Here is a 17,701-nt window from a genome sequence, read left to right as displayed (position 1 = left end):
TGGAAAGTTTACTTCGAGGGAGGAGTGATGAAGTTAATGAAAAAGAAAATCGCTGTTTTATTGGCAACTTGTTTACTTGTACAACCATTTTTATCTGTTTCAGCGTGGGCGATTGAAGGGGAGCAACAAACAGAACGTACGCAGACACAGCCAAAAACAGCAGAAACCAGTACAAGTGAAGCAACAAAAGAAAGCAGCGCACATTCTATAGAACAGTCATCAATGACGGAATCTAGTGCTATCACAGAAAAAGTAACCACCTCTTCCACAGAAATAAAACCAAGCGAAGAGCAGAAGCAAATCACGTTGACCTTTGAAACAACGGATCAAGCTTTGTTTCAAAATGATGCCAAAAGTTATCAAGTGGTAAAAGAAAAAAATCAGCCACTTCGGACAGAAGAATTACCAAAATGGGCGAATAGTGAGGAAAATGCGACTTTCGTTGGCTGGTCTTACCAAGGAAAAACATATACAAATGAAGAACTTCTTCAATTAGAGTTTTCAGAAGATACACAACTTACGGCTGTCTTTAAACAGAAACTGACACGCATGGCCAGAGCTGTTTCAGTTGATCAGTCCATTGCGGACACAATTGCTCCTGCGGATAAAACAAAAGTGATTGTTGTGCCAAGTCCTGCAGGAGATGGAGCAGCGTACAAAGAATATGCATCGACAGAGGCTGGCTTGAAAGAAGCCTTGTTTGATTTGTATCAACAGGGGAACAATGGCGATTTCACTCTTTATATAGGAAACAATATTACGACGAGTGCGGCGACCACCGCTAAAGTGATTCCTGACACCGTTACGGCAAGTAATATGACCTTTTACGCCTTGCAAGGCAAGGTCAATCATTTAGTGATTACTGGAAACAGCGCGGATCCGATTAGTATGGATCAAACGGCGCCAACGGGTTCTAAGACGTTAGGATTTAATCAAAATATCTATTTTGGCTCAAACATCACTTTGAGAAATCTAAACTATACAGGTACGAATATGTATTTAAATGGTTACAGTTTGAACTTGAATGGCGGTTCTAGTGGAAACGGTCTGACCGTATACGGTGGAACGGATACAGGAGATGTTTCAGGAAACCCAACTTTAACAGTAAATAGTACAGGTACAGGGACATGGAATTTCTATGGCGGAAACCAAAATGGTGGTAATTTAGCTGGAAATCCTACGATTGTTATTAACAATACACGGAGCGGACTAAATACATTAAGTGGGGGCGCCAATATTGGGACAGTGACTGGGAATACTTCATTGGTTGTCAATGATTCTGGTGGCAGAATTGCTTCAATTTATGGGGGCGGTTATGGGACCAACGCAACCAACACAGCGAATGTTACTGGTAACGTCTCAACAAAGGTTGCGATTACGAATGCTGCTACAGGTTTCCAATTAAGTACGTATTATGGCGGTGTTCAATACGGAAATATTGGTGGAAAAGTAACAAACGATATTTCTGGATATGGCCGTTGGTATACAGCGGGTCAACGTTTTATTGGTGGCTCTTCCCGTGGCGATATAGGAACGAATCGTACGACTGATGGAATTACTACAAATTTAAATACACAGTTGTATAGTGCGGGTCGTGCAGATTTTGAAGGAGGCAACCAATATTCTGGAACGATCATCGGAGATATTACGAATGTGGTTACAGCAGGAACGAATTCCGCTGGTGGTATTAATGATTTTAACGGCGGTGCTGGTAACAATGTTTCGAAATTTAACAAGAGTCAAATTGGGGCCTCAAATGAAGCAACGTATGATGCTTATACACCACAACAAAGAGCAGAATTAGCCAAATCAGCAGCAGCTTTTAAAGTTTTTGGAAATATTTCTTCTAAATTAGTCAGCGGTTCGTTTAATAATGGTGCAATTTACTCAACTGCAGCTGGCCGCGGCGGCTATATTGAAGGAAATACAACAATTGAAGTGGGAACAGCGAATGGTGATGGGTCTTTAGGTGGCGATGGTATGGCTTATTCAGGCGCAAAACCGACGAGTTTAGATTATTCAACGACCGATAAAAGTCGTGGGTATAGTTCAGGTTGGGATATTGTTGGTGGCGGCGGCTATCCTGCTAGTAATGATACTTGGGATATCTATATAAAAGGAGATACTAAGACTGTTTTAAATAATACCATTGCTCGCTGGACATATGGTGGCTCTTTTTCAGGTGTCGTTGAAGGCAATACTTCTAACACATTGAATGGCGGGATTGCTGACACATTAGAAGGAACAGGCTATCAAGCAGCTCGAGTTTATGGAAACGGTCAAACAATCGTTAATAATGGTCAAGTCGATTGGTTTCTTTCAGGCGGTGGCTGGAATGATGCCAAAAATGTTGGGAATGTCGGTGTAACGGTTTATGAAGGAGTAATTAATGCTTCGATGGGCGCTTCTTATGGAGCAAGCGGTGGCCATACAATTACTGGTAATTCAGACAATCGCATCTACGGAGGAAATTTCTCAGGAACTCCTCGGACAGGCGCGAACGGTTTTTCAGGTGGGATTACCAATGCGGGCTCACTTCTTGGAAATGCCAAACTCTTAATTGATTTAAGAAATTACAACGGAGAGTTTAAGTTGCCTGGTAATACCTACATTACTGGTGGTCGGCCCTATGGTCAAAATACGACACTAGGAACGGATGAATCAAACACAATTACTTTAAATATTTTCACTAAAACAGGTGTGGAATCTCTAAATGGGGCCAGCATTTACGGTGATGGTGGAACCAATGCTGCGTATACCAAGAACGGCAAGATTACAATGAATATTCAAGCAGCGGGTTCTAGTATTGGAAATTTATATGCGACACAGTATTCCAATATCAGTGGCGGAAAAATCTTACGTGATGTTACCGCAAATGTTCAAGGTGCAGTTAGTATTAACGGTTTATCCGGTGGTTCATCAACAGATAATTTCACTAATGCAATTGTGAATGCTAGTTCAAATAAAGTGGCCTTTAACTTTGGGACTAACGTTGACGGCACCGATAACTATCAAACAGAACCACTAAATGCGACAGGCTTAGGCGTTGTCAACTTTACGGAATTAAATGTCACCAATGGCATTAAATTAATGGCTAATGGTGGGAACATCAAAAATGGCGTTTCTGCTACTGCCGCGAACCACAGTACGACTTACAATGAATTCGGATCAATTCATCTATCTAAAAACGCTGGAATTGGGATCACCAACACGGCCAATTTAATCTCAGCTAGCAAACTAACGGTTCAGGATCATGCAACATTAGAAACAATTCCTGGTACAGGTAAGGTAAACATTGCGGATTTTGAAGCTGTCGATCCAACAAAAGATGAACTTTTATGGATTAAACCAACGACAGATACAACTGCTTTGGTGGATAGCACAGGGACTTGGTTTGGAAATGTCAAAGCCTATCAGGTCTTGACGATTAATCCAACGGTCAATAATGCTACAAAACTTACGCCAACAACGTTTCATGGGATTGAAAAAGCGACTGGAAAAACATTTATTGGCGATAACGATGTGACCAAGGGCGCCAATGGCTATGGGATAGCAATTCCTGGCTCCATCATCGATTACGAAGTGGAAACGCCTGGAATTGTGGCAGGTGCAGGTACTATTTCTCATGATGTAAAAGAGGTCAAAGCCGGCAATGCGCCATTAACCTTACAAGCGTGGGGCACCGAAGTAGCTGGACAAAAAGTTCAAAAAGGACGTTTGATGATTCCGACCTCAAGTGCTTTAACACCAACCCTAAGCTTCCTTCCTGACGAAGTAACAGGTTCTTGGTTGCACCAAGGAACGGTTAAGTCTAGTGAAGTTGGGAGCGCGATAGAGCAAATTCCAGAGCAAAAAGATACCACCCCGCTTTCATGGAAAGCGACGAATATGAACTACAGTTATCAGGTGAAAGTTCAATTTTCAAATAAAGTGGAACTTTCGGGGCAATCGGTGATTGTCACAGAAGATGAGGCAGCGCAACTAACGACTGTCGATAAAGTAATAGAAATGCTCGGTGCAAAAGGTCGGCCATTTTTCAAGACCTCATTAAAAGAGACTGATTTACCACAAATTCAAACGCCGTTAGCAGAAAAAACTGTATCGCGGACACATGATATTCAATTAGAAGCAGGGACGTCAGGAGATAATTTGCAAAACAAAACGGTTCATTTAGTTGTTGTGAAAAATGAAAGTGTCCTTGCCAAAGATCGTTCGTTTGCCTTGTATGCGACAAGTGCGCATTTGAAATTAAAAGAAGCAAATGGCTTAACGAATTCAGACGAGTTGGCACAATGGACACAAGCAACGGTGATTTTCGCAGATGATCGGGCCAATCAAACACCAAGTCTTGATGCCGCAACCTTCCAAGCCATTCAGCAAGCGAAACCAGAAGAATTAGCCAAAACGGTGCCAGCCAATTATCAATTTACAGAAGCTGGTGAAACGTTAAATAAAAAAGTCAATGTGTCTATTTCAGGTGAATTAACGTTAGAAAAAGTACCTAAAACAATTGATTTTGGCAAACAAAAAATTTCTGCCAAGCCAGAAGTTTACTGGCCAACTCTTTCAGGTGATTTAGTCGTTCAAGACACACGCGGGACAGAAAGTACGCCTTGGAAACTGAATGTTCAGGTAACGAATCCCTTAACGAACGGCACAGATCAATTGGAAGATTTGTCATTGGTTACAGACAAAGGAGAATTTTTACTCAATAAGGGAGATACGGTTGTTACAGAAAATGAAGGCTCCGGTTCAGGTAGTTATACAATTAACCAAGGTTGGGGTGCGGCAAACCAACGGGGACTTAAACTATCTGTGCCAGTCGAGAAACAAAAAGTTGGCGAATTCAAAGGGACATTGTCATGGTCATTAGTCATGGCACCATAACAAGGAGGAGAGAAGTGAGATGAAAAAATACCTTTTGCTTAGTTGTTTTTTAGGTCTTTTCAGCTTCTGTCATTCAGACACTGCGTTTGGGGAAGCAGCTTATGAAAATAGTGGTGTTGTCTCCTTTTATGGAACGTATGAATATCCCACAGAAGAGTCGACAACAGCGACTAGTAATTCTTCCACAACGACTGAACCCACCAAGCCAGCTGACGGAGGCGCTTCATCCGTCCTTTCTTCTGGCGTATATGGGTCGCGACAAGGAAGATTACCAGCGACAGGTACCACCAATCAAGGACCATTTATTTATTTGGGAATCAGCCTTATCACTATAGGCATATTATTTATTAAAAGGAGAAGAGAAGATGAAAAAAACAGTATTAGCAGTAGTAGGGATTGTAGGATTTAGCGGTGTCCTAGCGACACAACAAGCATTTGCGGAAGACATTAACGTGAACTATACAAGTAATGGCGCCATTACATTTGAACCAGATACAGATCCAACGAAGCCAGTTAACCCAACCAATCCAGATGAAAAAGTTGAACCAGAAGATCCAACTGACCCAACTGGACCAAAACCAGGGACTGCAGGCCCCTTATCAATTGACTATGCTTCAAGCTTTCAATTTGGCGCCCAAAAAATCACTTCCGATACGAAAGATTATTACGCACAAATTCAAACATTTAAAGATGGAACAACAGGTCCCAACTATGTTCAGGTAACGGATAAACGTGGGACACAAGAAGGCTGGACGTTAAGCGCTGTACAAAATGGGCAATTCAAAACAGCCCAAAATGAAGAATTAGTGGGGGCCGCTTTATCGATTGCCAATGCAGGTGTGACATCGATTGTTGATGCCGCATACGCGCCAACACCAACAGCAGCACATACCTTTGTTCCTGGAACAGAAGTAGAATTAGTCAAAGCAGAAGATGGCAAAGGAATGGGGACTTGGGTCTATCGTTTTGGGAAAGATGCGACAGAAGGTGCTACTGCCGTGAAATTAAATGTCCCAGGTAAAGCGATTAAATTAGCAAAAGAATATCGTACGACCTTAACATGGACATTGAAATCTGTACCAACGAATGTTGGAGGCTAAGTAAATGAAAAAAACAGTCGTCTACTCCTTGTTATTCGGAACAATGTTGCTTGGCGCCACTGTTCCTGCTGAAGCGGCGACGGTCGTTTTTGATAGCGAACAGTCGATTGTTTTTACCCCAAGCACAGATGGGACGGATCCAGTAAATCCAGAAAATCCCGATCCAGAAAAACCAGTTCGACCAGTCGATCCAACGAATCCTGATGGACCTAATCCAGGCACACCTGGGCCACTTTCCATCGATTATGCCTCAAGTTTGGATTTTGGGAGTAATGAGATATCGAATAAGGATCAAACGTATTTTGCCAGAGCGCAAAACTATAAAAATCCAGATGGTTCAGCAAGTGAATTGGCAACTGCTAATTATGTACAAGTAAGTGATTTACGGGGAACCAATGCTGGCTGGGTTTTAAAAGTGAAACAAAATGGTCAATTTCGTAATGCAGAAACATTACACAAAGAATTAACAGGCGCCACCGTCGCCTTTACTGAGCCCAGTGTGCGCTCAAATGCGACGGACGTATTGCCGCCAACTGCTACCGCAAACATTCAATTAGATGCTGCGGGCGCAGAAACTGTTGTCATGCAAGCCCCAGAAAAGACCGGCGCCGGAACGTGGATCACGCTGTGGGGGCAAGCAGAAAAAGTGACTGAAAAAAATCAACAAGGACAGCAAGTAAATGCCACAATCACACGGGCAATCTCACTAACTGTTCCCGGGAAAACCCCTAAGGATGCAGTACAATATAAAACAACTTTGACTTGGCTACTTTCAGATGTACCAGTAAATAATGGAGGGAAATAAATGAAAAAGACAAAAGTAATGACATTGATGGCAACCACAACTTTAGGCGCACTAGCACTTGTACCAATGAGTGCATTAGCAGTCGACGGTGGTGAATACCAAACAAACGGAGCGATTCAATTTGCACCAAATACGAACCCAACGAATCCAGTTGATCCGACGAATCCAGATCCGGATAAACCAATTACGCCAGTTGATCCAACTGATCCGACAGGGCCTAAGCCAGGGACAGCAGGTCCGTTATCCATTGACTATGCATCTAGCTTATCTTTTGGGGAACAAACGATTACCTCAAAAAATATGACCTACTATGCAGAAACACAAAAATACAAAGATAATGCTGGTGCCGACCAAGAAGGCCCGAACTTTGTTCAAGTCTCAGATAATCGTGGGACTGAAACAGGTTGGACGTTAAAAGTAAAACAAAATGGTCAATTCAAAACTGAAGCCAACCAAGAACTAACAGCGGCCAAAGTAACTTTAAGCAACGGACGCGTGGTTTCAGCTTCACAATCTGCAAAACCAACGACAGCGCCAGCTACGATTGAATTAAACCCAACTGGGGCTGAATCAGTGGTCATGGCTGCTGGCGATAAAGAAGGTGCGGGTACGTACTTAATGAGCTGGGGCGATAGTGTAGATACCGCTAAAACAAGTATTTCCTTAGAAGTACCTGGTTCAACCACAAAATATGCGAAAAAATACACGACAACTTTTACTTGGACTTTGACAGATACACCTGCTAACACAGGAAACTAAGAACGACAGCATACACGCAAGATCGGGATATAAGTCAAAAATTTTTGGCTTATCTTTCGGTCTTTTGGTGCTTATAATACAATAAAGAATGACAGACATAGGAGAATGAATATGAACAGATGGAAAGTATATGCAACGGTAATCGCTTGTATGTTATTTGGCTGGATTGGCGTGGAGGCGCACGCTTCTGAATTTAATTTTGCGGTCACACCAACAATTCCCGAAAATCAAGTGGACAAATCAAAAACCTACTTTGACTTAAAAATGGCGCCTGGTGCCAAACAAACCGTAGAAATTCAGTTACGCAATGATACAGATGAAGACATTACCATTGAAAATACGGTGAACTCAGCGACAACAAATTTAAATGGCGTAGTAGAATATGGCCAAAACGGGATCAAACCTGACAAAACTTTACGCTTTAACTTAAAAGATTATGTGGAAGCACCGAAAGAAATCATCTTGCCGAAGCATTCCCAAAAGACCTTACCTTTAACCATCACAATGCCTAAAGATTCTTTTGATGGCGTGATGGCTGGCGGTATAACACTCAAAGAGAAAAAGAAAGAAACCACGACTTCTGCGGATCAATCAAAAGGGTTAGCTATTAATAATGAATACTCCTATGTTGTGGCTATTATTCTTCAGCAAAATGAGACAAAGGTTCAACCAGATTTAAAATTACTGGGGGTTAAACCAGGCCAAGTCAACGCGCGAAACGTCATCAATGTTTCTTTACAAAACCCACAAGCGGCCTATTTAAACCAATTACATTTAATCAACATTGTTTCAAAAGGAGGCGAAACGCTTTACCAATCCGATACTGAGGATATGCAAGTGGCGCCAAACTCTAACTTTAGTTACCCAATTTCTTTAAAAGGGGAACGATTAACGCCAGGAAAATATGTCTTGAAATCAACGGCCTATGGTGTAAAAGATGAAAAGGGCACCTATCAAGTCAAAGGCGCCAATGGTGAAGAACGGTACCTGTACAAATGGGAATTTACAAAAGAATTTACTATTTCTGGGGACGTCGCTAAAGAATTAAATGAAAAAGACGTAACCATTAAAGGAACCAATTGGTGGTTGTATCTACTGATTGCATTAATCATTCTAGCGCTGCTCTTATTGATTTTCTTCTTGTATCGTAAAAAGAAAAAAGAGGAAGAACAACAATCTGAGTAATAAAAAGGGCTATCTATTGACAAAAAGGGTTTTCCTTGTAAAAGTAAAGGTACTTTTACAAGGAATTGCTTCCCATAAAGTAGAGGTAGAGAGAGTGAGAAGCCATGAGAAAAAAGTATCTTTTTTTATTTAGTTCTTTGCTAATTTTTACGGCTGTCGAAATAGAACCAATTCAAACATTGGCGACACCTATTTATAATCCCTTAGAACCAACGGAAGAAATTCAACCAAAACCAGAATCAATCACCCCTCAGGAAAAGTCAGAACCGGAACAACCTGCGCCAACCCCTCCGGAAGATCAAAAAACTACGGTTCCTTCTGAAGAAAAAAAGCCTTCACCCAAGAAAAAAGACAAACCTGTGGAGAAACCGGCAATGTCAAAAGAAAAAAAGAAACAAACAAAAGAAACAACGGCTCATCCCTTACAAGTGAATAAAGACTTTGTCTTTCCTAACGGACTTGGTGCAGGCGGCGATGAAGAATCTGAAAGCTATTTAGCAGCGGTTGGGTACTTTCTTTCAGGAAATGGATTGTATGGGAAAAAAATGGATGTGAGAGAAGTCTATGATATTGATGATGTTTTTAAATAAAGTGGATAAAAGAAAAATCGCCTTATTTCAGTTACTGGAAAATGCACCGATGTTAACAGAGTCAAAAGAAACCGTAATGCAGGAGTTAGAATTATCTGAATTTATCGTGAACAAAACGGTCGCTGAATTAAATGCCGATTTTATTGAATTTGGTTTATCAGAGGATTTTCAAATTGTGAGCGATGGTATTTTCTTAACGCTTAATGAATCAGGAACGGAAACTTCCGCTACCTTGATTGATTGCTATATTAAAGAGTCGTTACGTTTTGCTATGTTTCAAGATTTCTTTTTTCAGCGTTTTGATTCTGTAAATGAGTTTGCGTTAGAACACTTTGTTAGTCACACATTGGCTTATAAGGAGTTCAAGGAATTAAAGAAAATGCTGGAAAATTATCAAATTACAATTAATAAAGAATTTCACTTGGTAGGAAATGAAACCAATTTACGCGAAGTAACAACACTGGTTTTTTTACAATTATACCAACGTGATTTTTCATTGTACGGTAAAAAAGTTTTAGAGCAGATTCGGAACTTTGAGCTATTTTTTTCTGAGAAGGTTCATCTTAATCAGCGTGCAGGCTATGCACAAGCTAAATGTTTTCATTTTTTGGCGGTTTCTTTAGTACGAACGCAGCAACAGTTTTATGTAGAGAAAAAAGTAGATTCGCAAGTGTTAAAACAATTAGCCGGTGACAATCAGCAGAATGTTTTCAATTGGTTAGAGAGTCTTCAAATCCCAGAACCACAACGAACAAACGAAGGCAATTATTTACTCTTATTTTTAATTGCTGAAGAGTGGCTTCAAGTAGCTTCAGCAGCACTTTGCCAAAGATTTGCAGAAATTCAACAATTGAATCGTGACTTGTTAAGCTATTTAAAAATACAATTTCAGCTTTCCGAGGAAGTCCTGCAAGGTTTTGAACAAAAAGTAACAATCGTTCATTTTAAATTGTTCCATTTTCCAATAGAAGCAAACTATAGTTATCGCAAAATGGATATAACCTACTTTGCAGAAACGTATACAGAGTATTTTTCTGTTAGTCGACAATTTATTCAAGAACAAAAAACGAATCCCGCTGTTTGGGATGCCAGACAGTTTTTATTTTATCGGTATCTGTTGTTAATGGTGGATGCGTTACCATTGAAAAAAGTTTTGGCTCCGATTACATTGTGTGTCGACTTTTCCTTTGGTGAAGCCTATAATCGTATGATACAAAAAAATATTGAAAAAATTACGGAATGGAATATCATTTTCAAAGCACATGTAGATGAAAGTGTACAATTAATTTTATCGGATATTCATTTTGTCGATTGGCCTGAGATTACTCAAATTATTTGGCTAGCGCCACCACGTCCTGTTGATTGGTCGCATTTTATTAAAACGCTGAGTGCACTAAGACCGCACTCGGGAGAAGAAAACAAGGTCGGGACAGCACCGCTTAGCTCCGAGAAATAAGAAGAAATTTCCGGAAATTGTTCTTTAATTTTTGGAGACCAAGTAGGTATTGTTCATCATCGAATCACTACGTTCTTCGTGATTCTCAACAATTTCGGCTTATTTCCGAAGGAGCTGGTTCTGTTCCCGCCGTTTATCAGATTTTGAGCGTGAAGCAAAAATCCAAAGTGATTTTTGTACCACGCTTTTTCTTTTAGAATATAAAAATTAAAAATAATAAAAAAGTTGAAACTTTTTATGCTTGTGATTCGTCTATATAAGTGTACAGGAAAGGAGGTTCCAGAAATCGATGGTTTTCGATGGTTGGAAAAGAAAAAAACAAATTCGCGCGTTAGAAACGCTTGTGGATACCAAATATGAAAAAATGTATCGCATTGCCTTTAACTATACACATTCGAAAGAAGATGCCTTGGATGTGATTCAAGAAAGCTTTGAAAAGGCACTGAAGGCCATCCAAAAAGGACCCGATATTAAGGATTTTGAAGCGTGGTTCTTTCGAATTCTGCTTTCTGTAGCGACAGATTATTGGCGTAAAAAGAAACGAGAAGCTGTTCATATTGAAAAAGATGAACATGTGTTAGCCCTTTTAAATAATCCCCAACGCAGTTTTTTAGAAATTGAAGAAATTATTAATCAATTAGATAGTCCCAATCGTGAAATTATTCTATTAAAATTTTTTGAAGGATTTACGCTAAAAGAAATCGCCTTGATCCTGGATATTAACGAAAACACGATTAAAACGAAGATGTACCGCAGTTTGAATGAACTCCGAAGTCTATTGAATTAGTAAAAGAAAGGAAGCGAAAAAATAATGGAAGATTTTGTAAAAAGTGTTGTTAAAAACTTTTCAAAAGAATACCGCCAACAACCGTTGCCAACGGATCTACAAGCGGAAGTCAAAGCGCGTTTTCATAAAGAGAAAAAGCGGTACACCTGGCTTCGTTTTAGAAACCGCTCACTGCAAAGTAGTTTAGTGGTGGCTTGTGGCTTTGTCTTATCAGTCAATTTGTTTCCAGGTTTTAGTGAAGCAGCCCGCAACATTCCTGTGTTAGATAAAATTGTTCAATTAGTCACCATCAAAACGTTGACAGCGAAAAAACAGGAAAGTGAAGTAAACATCGATGTCCCTAAAATCCAAACATCCCAAGAATCTTCAGTAGCCGACACGCTCAATAAAAAATACTTGAAAGAAGCCCAAACAGAATTTCAACAAGTCAAAGGGCAATTGTTTGATGGTTCTCGTGTTTCAGTCACTGGAGATTATGAAAAAGTTGTGGACGACCGTCGCTTCCTAGTGGTCAAACGAACCTTCACAGAAATTAAAGGCAGCTCTGCGACGACAACGAAATATGACACCATCGACAAACGAGCCAATGTTGTCGTTTCACTCCCCTTAATTTTTAAAAATGATTTTTACATTGATGTTATTAGTAGTGAAATTAAACAACAAATATCAGACCAAATGAAGAACGATAGCAATAAAATATACTGGTCCGAAAAAGAGGATGCCCCCAGTGATGTTCAACCCTTCAAAAAAATTAAAAAGGACCAACCTTTCTATATCAATGAAAAACACCAATTAGTGATTGTGTTTCCTCAAGGAGAGATTGCGCCTTACTATATGGGCACCCCTGAATTTGTGATTCCTAATCAAGTCATTGAGAATGAATTGGCAGCGCCTAATTATTTAAAATAAACTCAGTAAAAAACACGCGACAGTTTTAAGAAATGTCGCGTGTTTTTTACTGACCTAACCAAGTCAGTTGCGGTTTTACTGAGAGAAGCGTACACTAGAATTAAGCATAACAAGAAAGGGCGAATGGCAATGGAAAAATCAGAAAAAATTAGTATTTTACAAGATGTGGTTAAAATTAAATCTGTAAATGGAAACGAAGAAGAAGTGGCAATCTATTTACAAAATCTTTTGAAGAAATATGAGATCCCTTCTGAACTTGTTTCTTATGCACCAAATCGTAGTAGTTTGGTTGCTTATTTAGGTGAAAACCGAGAAAAAGTCTTAGGGTTTAGTGGCCACATGGACGTGGTTTCTGAAGGGGACGAAAGTCAATGGACTTTCCCACCATTTGCGGCCCATATTGAAGGAAATAAATTGTATGGCCGTGGCGCAACGGACATGAAAAGCGGCTTAGTCGCAATGGTTTTAGCAATGATTGAATTAAAAGAAAAGGAAGTTCCATTAAATGGAGCGGTTAAATTTTTAGGTACAGTTGGTGAAGAAGTCGGTGAGCTAGGTGCTGGCCAATTAACTGAAAAAGGCTATGCGGATGATTTAAGTGCCTTAGTCATTGGAGAACCAACCAATTATAACTTGATGTATGCGCACATGGGTTCAATTAACTATTCTGTTGTGTCACACGGAAAAGAATCCCACAGTTCGATGCCGGAAGAAGGCATTAATGCAATTAATAATTTGAACGAATTTATTACAGAAGCAAACCAACAAATGGCGGAAGTCACAGCAAACTATGAAAATCCTGAATTGGGTCGAACGATTCACAATGTAACCGTCATTAAAGGTGGCACACAAGTGAACAGTATTCCAGGTCAAGCAGCCTTGCAAGGGAATATCCGTTCAATTCCAGAATTCAGCAACGACCAAGTCATTGCATTATTACAAAAAATTGTCGATGAATTGAACAAAAAAGAAAAACATCAGTTAGAATTAACGATTGATTACAATAAAATTCCTGTAAAAGCTGAGAAAGATTCTGCGTTAATTCAAGCCATTCAAGCCCAATTTGATCAACCATTACCATTAGTGACAAGCGCTGGGACCACAGACTTAGCTGAATTTACTAAATCAGACAATACATTTGATTGCGTTGTCTTTGGACCAGGTGTGACCACTACTGCACACCAAGTCGACGAATATGTCGAAATTGATAATTATTTAGATATGATTGATAAGTATCAAGCGATAGCAAAAAGTTATTTAAATTAAAAAAATGTCGCGCCTGAATCATAAAAATCAGGTGCGACATTTTTTATAAGGTTTATTCCACCACAGTCCATTCATTTAAGGTTTTGCCGTTCTCATCAACTAGCTCTAACCAGCTGTTTGTTCCAGCAAAATAGAGAAACAAGCCGACTTCATTAACGCTTTTTAAGACGATATCTTCCGTTGTGACAAAGTCTTTAAATTGGCCCTTGCGTTCATCACGAAGTTTTTCACCAAATCTGGCGGAGAAACCGACAGACCCGTCTTTATTTAAAGGGGCTTCTGGCATCATTGTTGCGCCAGCTTTAATAAGCATTTCATTGCGCTTTTGCCAAAAAACAGTTGCTTTGCTTTGTCGAGTATCAATATAAAAAGGAATTTGGCTGACTTCTTTTGTCCATTTGTGGCGTGCTTTGGCTGGTCTGGCTTTCTTCGGCGCCGGTTTTTTAAACAGAGAGTAGCCAAAACGTTCCAAGATAAAGGTGACTGTTTCTTTATAGTTAGTCACTGTCGCTACCGCACTTTTCGGAATTTTGACTGTCGTTGGGGTCGCTTCCAATGTTAAACCACTTTCTTTCGCATCATCTAGGAAAGCTTGCGCTAAATAGGCAAGTTCTGTGTCCCAAGTCGGTTTCAATAAAATCGAGTGATCAAAAGAAACTTCTTTATATGTAGCTTTTTCTTCAGCAAGTCCTAAAGCAACTAGTTGGTTATCTCTTAGCAAGAAAAGAATCGCTGCCTCTTTTTTCGGTAATTTAGTTGTTTGTTCAATGATTAAGTGGGCCTGATCGGCTAAGTCAATGAGTGTCTTTGTTTTTTTTAGATCAACGGTTAAATGTAAGTCCATGAAGTCTGCTCCTTTATCGTTAGTTTCTTCATTGTATCATGAAACAGCGTCTTCGTCTTTTAACGAGTCAGCAACCTTACAATATTGTTTGAAACAAAAAGAAGCTTTCGTGGTATACTTACTCACATACATAATTTTTAATGAGGAAAGTAGAGGAACAAGAATGAAAACACTTGGCAATATTTTATGGTTCATCTTTGGCGGCTTTTTTGGTGGCTTATCTTGGCTATTCGCAGGCGTGATTTGGTGTATTACAATTATCGGTATTCCGATTGGTTTACAATGTTTTAAATTAGCGGGGTTGAGCTTTTGGCCGTTTAAAAAGCGAGTCGTGTATAGTGATAGTGGCGTATCTTTGGTGGTAAATATTATTTGGCTGATTATCAGTGGACTACCATTAGCAATTGGGCATTGTATTAGTGGCTTGTTTCTTTGTCTGACAATCATCGGTATTCCGTTTGGGCAACAATCCTTTAAATTGGCGAAATTAGCGTTAATGCCGTTTGGGGCCCGTGTTGTTTCAACAAATGATTTTTATTTTGAATAGTCAGAGGTTTCTCATTGACAAATAAAACGAAACAGCGTATTCTGTAAATGCAACAAATAACGTTACATTTAGTTTGGAGTGATTAGACATGGCCATGTCAACGAAATTAAGTGTTGCGATTCATATTTTAAGTTTGATTGAAACAGGTCCTCAAGAACAAGTGACTTCTGAATACATTGCTTCGAGCGTGAATACGAATCCAGTCGTTGTTCGACGACTAATGAGCCAGTTAAAAAAAGCCGGCTTGATTCATTCCATGCGTGGAGCCAATAAAAATACCTTATTAAAGAAACCAGAAGAGATCTCACTGTATGAAATTTATACAGCGGTTGAATTGGAACGAGAGATTTTCAATATTCATCAGAATCCTAATCCAAACTGTTCCGTTGGGGCAAATATCCAATCGGTACTAGAAACTGAATTTACTAAAGTGCAACAAAAAATGGAAGAAGAATTGAAAAGCATCACCTTAGCAGATGTGATTCATGAAATAGAAGTTAAGAGAGATAAGTAATCTCTCTACTTTTAAAGTATTAAATGTAACTATTTTAGTTCTATTTAAAAATGAAAGGATGATTTACATGAAAGTAGCAGTATTAGGAGCAACAGGAAAAGAAGGACAATTACTTTTAGCAGAAGCTAAACGTCGTGGGATGGACGTGACAGCCATCGTTCGTAATGCCTCAAAAATAACAGATGGCACACCGACCATTGAAAAAGATGTTTATCAATTAACAACAGAAGATATTCAAGCGTTTGATGTATTAATTAGTGCCTTAGGATTCCCTGATGTGCAAGATTTCCCCAAATCTACCCAGCATTTGATTGAGATTTTAACCAATCAAAAAACGCGCTTGTTTGTCGTTGGGGGCGCTGGAACCTTGTATGTGGACCCAGAACACACAACTCAATTAAAAGATACACCATCATTCCCAGCAGAAATTCAGCCATTAGCTTCGGCGATGGGCGAAGCTTTAAACTTATTGAAAGAAGCTCAAAACATCCACTGGACCTATATTAGTCCTGCAGCCATGTTTGATGCTGATGGTCCTGCGACAGGCCATTATGAAGTCGCTGGCGAAGAATTAACAACCAATAGTCAAGGTGACAGCTACATTAGTTACGCAGACTACGCCGTTACCATGTTAGATGAAGTGGAAAGTAATGCACACCCAAATCAACGAATCAGTGTGTATCAATAAAAGAAACAAGAAAAATGGGGCCTCCGTTAAAACAACGGAGACCCCATTTTCTTGTTTGATTAATTATTGCTAATGTCTTTACTGTTTGGGTGCTCGGTATCCTGCTGCTTCTGCTTCTTCAACAGTAGAGAACCAAGCTACTGGATTCGTAGTTCTATTATAATATCTACTTCCAGGTACATGATAAATTCCATTACGTGACCCTTTAATTAAGGCGTTACCGCTTGGTGCTTCCGCAGCAGCCGTCTCGACTTCCGCCGGCGCCTGTGCGGCTTGTTGCGCCTCTGCTTCAGCTTGCGCTTTTGCTGCCGCTTCGGCTTGTTCTTTTTGCGCTTTTTCAGCGGCTAGTTTCTGAGCTTCTGCTTCTTTTCGTTGTTTTTCTTTGTGGGCATCTAATTGAGTTTTAACAACGGCTACCCGTTTTGTTAAAGCTTGATTTGGGGAGTTTAAAGCGTCAATTTGTTTGATCGCTTCATTATAGTAAGCTTCATTGGTTGGTTCCTGTTCAGCTTTTTCAACAGCGGCAGTTGCACTGGCGACTAATTGTTCATTTTTTTCTTTTTCAGCGATAGCGGTTTGAACAGTCGTTAATCGTTGTTGAAATCCTTCTTTACCAACTGGGGCAGCAGCTACTAATTTTTCAGCTGCTTGATAATCGCTTTTACTTTTAGATTTTTCAGCAGTTGTAACTGCTTCATCAACAGGTACTGCTTCTTTGATTTTTTCAAGGCGATCATTGTATTCCTCGTATTCTTGACTTAATGAAGATACTAAGGTTGCGGCTTCATCATAGTTTTTCTGAGAAGGTTGTTTTTCAGCGTAAGCTAAGGCTTTTTCTGTTTTGGCCAATTCTTGCTCAGAATCTGTGATGCTCGCAATAAATTCTTTTGACGGTGTGACTTCGACTGATTTTTCAACTTTGGTATCTTTCTTCTCAGCAACAAAAGTGATTTTTTGCGTTTTTTCATCGGACAGTTTTACTTTGTAAGCAAACGTTTTGTCTTTCGTTTTTACTTCCTTGCCATTGGCCGTTAGTTTGCTGTTGCCGTCGTATTCGCCTTTGATGGTGGCTGAGCCATTGGCATCGGTTTCAACACTCTCTGCATCAAGTGAAAGTGTCGGGGAAGAATCTGTCGTGGCAACCCCACCAATAAATAGAGCGGCACTTGCTAACGCGGCATAGCCATATTGTTTTTTCGGTTGTTTCTTAATTAATGCTTTGATAGTCAGTCCCCCGCTGACAAGTAACCCTAATAGACCCAAAAGTACTAATACTACACTCATTCATTTCTCTCCTTTCGATATAACGTTATTATACAATGTATTGTGAGAAAATGAACATTTTTTTCGTAATAATTAATAAA

16 protein-coding genes are annotated in these 17,701 nt (G+C 39.7%); 14 read left to right on the top strand and 2 right to left on the bottom strand.

Annotation, left to right across the window (positions count from 1 at the left end):
* Positions 1-27: 27 nt before the first annotated feature.
* The 11 genes from IGK82_RS12595 to IGK82_RS12545 all read left to right on the top strand — a co-directional run bounded on the left by IGK82_RS12595 (position 28) and on the right by IGK82_RS12545 (position 13,744).
* Complete coding sequence (locus IGK82_RS12595) at positions 28-4,887, top strand: hypothetical protein (protein ID WP_430605117.1); 4,860 nt, start codon at positions 28-30, stop codon at positions 4,885-4,887.
* Positions 4,888-4,906: 19 nt separating this feature from the next.
* Positions 4,907-5,296 carry an LPXTG cell wall anchor domain-containing protein gene (locus IGK82_RS12590; protein WP_002365408.1) on the top strand — a complete coding sequence of 130 codons (390 nt, stop codon included), beginning with the start codon at positions 4,907-4,909 and terminating at the stop codon, positions 5,294-5,296.
* Positions 5,253-5,987, top strand: coding sequence for a WxL domain-containing protein (locus tag IGK82_RS12585; RefSeq protein ID WP_002365407.1), 735 nt, complete (start codon positions 5,253-5,255; stop codon positions 5,985-5,987). Before IGK82_RS12590 ends, IGK82_RS12585 begins: the two co-directional genes overlap by 44 nt.
* Positions 5,988-5,991: 4 nt before the next feature.
* Entirely contained in the window at positions 5,992-6,792 is an 801-nt protein-coding gene (locus IGK82_RS12580) for a WxL domain-containing protein (protein WP_430605116.1), read from the top strand.
* Positions 6,793-7,551: a WxL domain-containing protein gene (locus IGK82_RS12575; RefSeq protein WP_002385163.1), complete on the top strand. Its 759-nt coding sequence runs from the start codon at positions 6,793-6,795 to the stop codon at positions 7,549-7,551.
* Positions 7,552-7,656: 105 nt separating this feature from the next.
* Positions 7,657-8,736, top strand: a complete 1,080-nt coding sequence (locus IGK82_RS12570; RefSeq protein WP_430605115.1) for a DUF916 and DUF3324 domain-containing protein — start codon at positions 7,657-7,659, stop codon at positions 8,734-8,736.
* A 104-nt stretch (positions 8,737-8,840) separates the two neighbouring features.
* Positions 8,841-9,326: a hypothetical protein gene (locus tag IGK82_RS12565; protein ID WP_002354843.1), complete on the top strand. Its 486-nt coding sequence runs from the start codon at positions 8,841-8,843 to the stop codon at positions 9,324-9,326.
* Positions 9,301-10,782 (top strand): helix-turn-helix domain-containing protein, encoded by a 1,482-nt coding sequence (locus tag IGK82_RS12560; RefSeq protein ID WP_016622574.1) that lies wholly within the window; start codon positions 9,301-9,303, stop codon positions 10,780-10,782. Before IGK82_RS12565 ends, IGK82_RS12560 begins: the two co-directional genes overlap by 26 nt.
* 289 nt (positions 10,783-11,071) lie before the next feature.
* On the top strand, positions 11,072-11,569 hold the full coding sequence (locus tag IGK82_RS12555) for an RNA polymerase sigma factor (protein ID WP_002354845.1): 498 nt from the start codon (positions 11,072-11,074) through the stop codon (positions 11,567-11,569).
* A gap of 24 nt (positions 11,570-11,593) precedes the next feature.
* A complete protein-coding gene (locus IGK82_RS12550) occupies positions 11,594-12,478 on the top strand; it encodes an RsiV family protein (protein ID WP_002354846.1) in 885 nt (294 codons plus the stop codon).
* 129 nt (positions 12,479-12,607) lie between these two features.
* Positions 12,608-13,744: an ArgE/DapE family deacylase gene (locus IGK82_RS12545; RefSeq protein WP_033624739.1), complete on the top strand. Its 1,137-nt coding sequence runs from the start codon at positions 12,608-12,610 to the stop codon at positions 13,742-13,744.
* Positions 13,745-13,796: 52 nt separating this feature from the next.
* On the opposite strand, the gene IGK82_RS12540 is transcribed toward IGK82_RS12545, so the two are convergent.
* Complete coding sequence (locus tag IGK82_RS12540; protein ID WP_002367471.1) at positions 13,797-14,588, bottom strand: hypothetical protein; 792 nt, start codon at positions 14,586-14,588, stop codon at positions 13,797-13,799.
* Between the two features lie 163 nt (positions 14,589-14,751).
* Here IGK82_RS12540 and IGK82_RS12535 point away from each other — a divergent pair, with 163 nt between their 5' ends.
* From IGK82_RS12535 to IGK82_RS12525, 3 genes are all read left to right on the top strand, one after another.
* Positions 14,752-15,135, top strand: a complete 384-nt coding sequence (locus IGK82_RS12535; RefSeq protein WP_002365398.1) for a YccF domain-containing protein — start codon at positions 14,752-14,754, stop codon at positions 15,133-15,135.
* 88 nt (positions 15,136-15,223) lie between these two features.
* Positions 15,224-15,649, top strand: a complete 426-nt coding sequence (locus IGK82_RS12530) for an Rrf2 family transcriptional regulator (protein ID WP_002383201.1) — start codon at positions 15,224-15,226, stop codon at positions 15,647-15,649.
* A gap of 58 nt (positions 15,650-15,707) precedes the next feature.
* Positions 15,708-16,337, top strand: coding sequence for an NAD(P)-dependent oxidoreductase (locus IGK82_RS12525; protein ID WP_016622577.1), 630 nt, complete (start codon positions 15,708-15,710; stop codon positions 16,335-16,337).
* 78 nt (positions 16,338-16,415) lie between these two features.
* Here the strand turns inward: IGK82_RS12525 and IGK82_RS12520 are convergent, their stop codons facing one another.
* On the bottom strand, positions 16,416-17,621 hold the full coding sequence (locus IGK82_RS12520) for a hypothetical protein (RefSeq protein WP_002360981.1): 1,206 nt from the start codon (positions 17,619-17,621) through the stop codon (positions 16,416-16,418).
* Positions 17,622-17,701: the final 80 nt, after the last annotated feature.

The sequence above is a fragment of the Enterococcus sp. AZ197 genome, from assembly GCF_050556405.1.
Lineage (GTDB): Bacteria > Bacillota > Bacilli > Lactobacillales > Enterococcaceae > Enterococcus > Enterococcus faecalis.
This window is presented reverse-complemented; position numbering and strand designations above follow the sequence as displayed.